This is a genomic window from Variovorax sp. WDL1, assembly GCF_001541225.1.
In the GTDB taxonomy this organism is placed as follows: Bacteria; Pseudomonadota; Gammaproteobacteria; order Burkholderiales; family Burkholderiaceae_C; genus Variovorax.
This window is the reverse complement of the sequence record NZ_LMTS01000338.1, coordinates 1-4,329: the sequence shown is the minus strand read 5'-3', so window position 1 is coordinate 4,329 and position 4,329 is coordinate 1. Positions and strand designations below refer to the sequence as shown.

Here is a 4,329-nt window from a genome sequence, read left to right as displayed (position 1 = left end):
TCCGGGTAGGCGGGATCCTGGAGTTCCCGCGCCGCGTTACCCGGGAGCCCGAGCTCGAAGGCGTTGAGCGTCAGCGACACGAGGCAGTAGTACCCGAGCATGCCGACCAGTTCGACCATCCCGCGCTCGCCGAGCTCAGCGATGCCGCGTGCATACAGGTCCGGCGGCACGCGGCTGGTGGCGAGTAGCACGGAGGACACGTCATAGACTACTTGATGCCGATGGTCGGGCATCTTCGGCGCGCGCCGCGTGGCGATGGCGGCGATCACCTCCGGATCCAGACCCGCCTTCAGGGCGAGCGCCTTGTGCGCCGTCCACTCGTGGTGCGACGTCCAGTGACGGGCGCAGACCAGGATGGCCAGCTCGCTCAGGCGTGGTTCCAGGGTGGTCTCGAACCGCAGTAGTTCGCCCAGCGCCTGCCCACGCCGCGCAAGCTCGGGGTTGCGCAGCCAGGCGATCATGGGGGACGGTACCTTGCCGCGCCGGCCAGCGACGGCCTCCGCGCACACGGCTGCCTGTTCGGGGGTCATGGCCGCTTCTTGCGGCATTTCAAGACGTGTCATGTCAGCAGCGGCGCACGAGTGACTGGTAGATCTGATCGTCAACCTCGATCCAGCCGCGCGCGCGGATGCCCGGTAAGGGTCGCGTAGATCAAGTGGTCGGCCACCTTGCCTGCATGGTCCTCGGGCATGTTCTGCCGGACGAGGAAGTCGATAGCGACGGCATTGGCTTCGTCGAAGCTGAGTCTTTTGGTCATTGGGTCTGCGTGAAAGCTTGCGACATGGACTGTCAGCGAGCCGCTGTTACTCCGCCATCCACCACAAGCTGTGTTGCGGTGACGTAACGCGCCTCGTCGCTGGCGAGAAAGACCACTGCGTTGGCGACGTCCCAGCCGTCACCCATGTACCCCATCGGAATCGCCGCATTGCGCTTGGCCATCAACTCCTTCGCATCGCCGGCGCCGAGCTGCTTGGCCAATCGGGCGCTGACCAGCGGCGTGTCCATCACGCCCACCACGACGGTGTTCACCCGGATGCCCTTCTTGACGTAGGCGATAGCGGTGGAGCGGCTGAATGCGCCGATGCCAGCCTTGGCCGCGGCATAGGCCACGTTCACGCGGCCGCCGACCTGATGAGTCATGTGGGCGATGCTGGAGATGTTCACAATGGCTCCGCCCTTGCCCCCCCCCTCGAACTGACGCTCCATGACCGGGAGCACGTGCTTGCAGCCGAGGAAGGTGGTCTTGAGGTTCAGGTTCATCTGCGCGTCCCAGACCTCTTCGTCCATCGAAACCGGGTCGCCCGGCGCGCTGCCACCGATGTTGTTGACCAGGATGTCAATGCGGCCGAAGCGCGCCAGGCAGTCGTCAACCGCCGCCTTCACTTCCCCACTGACAGTCATGTTGCACGTGCGAGCAACCCATTCCCCCCAGCCTTCCTGCGCCATGATCGCGCTGGTCCCGGCGAGTGCCTCCGCGCTGAGGTCGACGCCGAACACCTTCGCGCCTTGCCGCGCCAGGAGCACAGCCGTGGCTCGGCCGTTGCCCCAGCCTTCAGCCACCGAACCGGCGCCGGCGACAAAGGCCACCTTACCCGTCAGATCTAGCATGTGGGTGTGTCCCGTCGTGATCAGGAGAGAAGTCCGGCCTCTTCGGCCTTGATCCGCAGCGCGATGTACTGCGAATAGATGCGCGCGTGGGCGAAGCCGCCGCCGGAGAACCAGAGCCCCTCTTGCGGCGTGGGCCTGAACATGTTGGCCAGCTCGCCATCGGGCGCGATGCCCCAGATCTGGCCGACCTTCGTGGCGATCGCATCGCCGAGGATTTCGCGCACCACTTCCTGCTGGTTCTGGTAGCCGGTGGCCGTGACCACCAGATCCGCCTGCTCCGTGCGACCGTCCTTCATCAGCAGGCCGCCCGGCACGAAGCGGTCGATGTCTTCGTACTGCAGCAGGCCGACCTCGCCATTGGCGATCAGCTCCGAGCAGCCGCAATTAAGGTAGTAGCCGCCGTGGCGACGGCGGAACTTCATCTGCGGGCCAGTGTCGTCCTCGCCCATGTCCATCTTGAAGCCCCTGGCCTCGAGGCCGGCGAGCAGGTCCTTGTCGATCTCGCGCATCCGCTTCACCGCGATCTGGTAACCTCGGACCAGCAAGGGATAAGTGCTGGACGAGGAGATCAGGTCGCAATCTTTCGTCGGCAACCCTTCGTCGTAGTAGAGCGCATGGTTGAGCGCTGCCGCCTTGACACTGACGACGGTGACCGGCCCGCGCTGAATGAGCTTCACGTTCGCTCCGTGGCCGTGCAGGTCTTGCGCGATATCGTGGCCGCTAGTGCCGGCACCGAGCACCAGGACGTTCTTGCCGCGCCAGCGGGAGCCTTCTGTGTAGCCATGTGTGTGGATGATCTCACCCTTGAAGTCGTCCAGGCCCGGTGCCCTGGCGCACACCGGCGCGCCGGCAATGCCGTTGGCGAACACCAGGTGGCGCGGGTGCAAGACCCGCTCGGAGCCATCGGCGCGGCGAACGCGTGCGTTCCATTGGCCCGCAGCCTCATCGTACGAGCCTGCGACCAGCGTGGTTCCGGTCCACACGTTGCACTCCATGGCCCAGGCGTATGTTTCCAGCCAGTTGCCCAGCATGTCCTTGGCCAGGTACTTGGGCCAGCTCGGAGGAAATGGCATGTAGACCATTTGGTTCAACGGCACCCCGTTGTGCAGCGCCAGCGCGTGATAGCGATTGCGCCACACGTCACCCACACGATCGAGCTTGTCGACGATCAGGGTGTCGACCCCCAGCCGCTTCAGGCGCGCGGCGATGCTCAGGCCCGCCTGCCCTGCGCCGACGATCAGGACGGCAGGCTCCCGGTCCGCGAACGACTGCTCCTCTTTTCGCACGTCGGCCCAGTTCTTGCCCCCGAAGATGCGCGCGTAGTCGTCACCGCTAGGGCGACGCTCGTTGATCGGCTCCTCGTGGCCCTTCAGTTCCTCCAGCGAGGTCATGAGCACCCAGGCCTTGTCTGGCTGGGTGGCGAGGAGGCGCAGCAGGCCTTGGCCGCGCCCCGTCTCGGTTTCGAATTCGATGATCGCCTCGATCACTTCGTTGCCGACGCGCTTGATCCGACGCGGCGGGACTCGGCCGCCGGCCACCTTGAAGCTGTGAGCGCGGACGCGCGGCTGGGCCCGCACCAGGCCGTCGACGATGGCTGACTTACCGACGAACGGAGTGATGCTCCATGTGAACGCGAGCAGATCGCGCCAGTGGCTGTCATCGACGAAAAGGTCGGCCAGTGCGACACGGTCGTTCGTGCGAAGTGCCGAGGTGAATTCGGACAGCCATCGGGCGACGTGCTCCTGCTCCATGATCTGGCGGGGTCGGCTCTGGGTGATGGTCAAATCTTCCATTTTTGATTCTTCCGAGTTGGATGCGCCATGCAGTGAACATGCAGGCCGCGAGCCGGTTGATTCTAGGTAGCGGATCTTCGCTCAGCTAGCGGAAGCGACGGCAAGGATCATTGCAGCGGGCGCAATGATCGATTCGCGTGCCGCGGCGATGGGCTTGACGTGGCGGCGCGGGGGCGCTCGTGCGGGGCCGCCGATCTTGCCGGGCAGTGCGACCCCCGTCTGCTGGACCAGCAGATCACGGACGATGAGCGCGCCGTGCGCGACGCCGCACACGCCTATTGCCAGGAGCAACTGGCTCCGCGCGTGCTGCAAGCCTTCCGCCACGAGCAAACCGACGAGTCCATCTTCCGCGAGATGGGCGAGCTGGGCCTGCTGGGTTCCACCATTCCCGAGCAGTACGGCGGCGCCGGCCTCAACTACACGTGCTACGGCCTGGTCGCGCGCGAGGTGGAGCGCGTGGACTCCGGCTACCGCTCGATGATGAGAAGTGGCCCCGTTTGTCTGAACAGCATTCCCCGATTCTTAGGTGGATTCCGGGCGACTTGCCAACGGTGCAGAGTTAATGGAATGGACGCCCCCTTTCTTCGGCGTCCGCCGGCTGCCAGAGTGTGAGCGGGCGATGTTGCCCGCTTGCATGACGGAGGCAGCTCATGAAGATCACGACTATTGGTTTGGACCTCGCCAAGAACGTCTTCCAGGTTCATGGCGTCAATGAGCAAGGTGCTCCGGTCCTTCCCAAGCAACTCAAGCGTGACCAGGTTGTACCGTTTGAACCGCACCGGGTTTCGAGGAGGCCTATTGGCTTGAGTCAGACCGGGATGGTCTGACTTCTCTTCTGACCGTTCTGACTTTCATTATTCCAGCCCCCCGCAGGGGCCGCCGGAGGCACCCCCGGTTGGGCCATGTACTCATGGTTCAACCCTCCTGC

Annotated in this window: 4 protein-coding genes and 2 pseudogenes; 2 read left to right on the top strand and 4 right to left on the bottom strand. The window is 64.7% G+C overall.

Features of this window, described 5'->3' with window-relative positions:
* The 4 genes from APY03_RS38285 to APY03_RS38275 form a co-directional block, all read right to left on the bottom strand.
* A partial coding sequence (locus APY03_RS38285; protein WP_198161382.1) for a carboxymuconolactone decarboxylase family protein occupies positions 1-530 on the bottom strand: 530 nt, incomplete at its 3' end.
* A gap of 71 nt (positions 531-601) precedes the next feature.
* Positions 602-757 carry an Ldh family oxidoreductase gene (locus APY03_RS42195; RefSeq protein ID WP_146039720.1) on the bottom strand — a complete coding sequence of 52 codons (156 nt, stop codon included), beginning with the start codon at positions 755-757 and terminating at the stop codon, positions 602-604.
* Positions 758-789: 32 nt separating this feature from the next.
* Positions 790-1,608 carry an SDR family NAD(P)-dependent oxidoreductase gene (locus APY03_RS38280; RefSeq protein ID WP_068685853.1) on the bottom strand — a complete coding sequence of 273 codons (819 nt, stop codon included), beginning with the start codon at positions 1,606-1,608 and terminating at the stop codon, positions 790-792.
* Positions 1,609-1,628: 20 nt separating this feature from the next.
* Positions 1,629-3,401, bottom strand: a complete 1,773-nt coding sequence (locus APY03_RS38275) for a flavin-containing monooxygenase (protein ID WP_083944913.1) — start codon at positions 3,399-3,401, stop codon at positions 1,629-1,631.
* Positions 3,402-3,560: 159 nt separating this feature from the next.
* On the opposite strand from APY03_RS38275, the pseudogene APY03_RS38265 reads away from it, so the two are divergent.
* Positions 3,561-3,953 (top strand): annotated as a pseudogene (locus tag APY03_RS38265) (acyl-CoA dehydrogenase family protein); the annotation flags it as partial.
* Positions 3,954-4,051: 98 nt separating this feature from the next.
* Positions 4,052-4,171 (top strand): annotated as a pseudogene (locus tag APY03_RS42190) (IS110 family transposase); the annotation flags it as partial.
* Positions 4,172-4,329 lie beyond the last annotated feature (158 nt).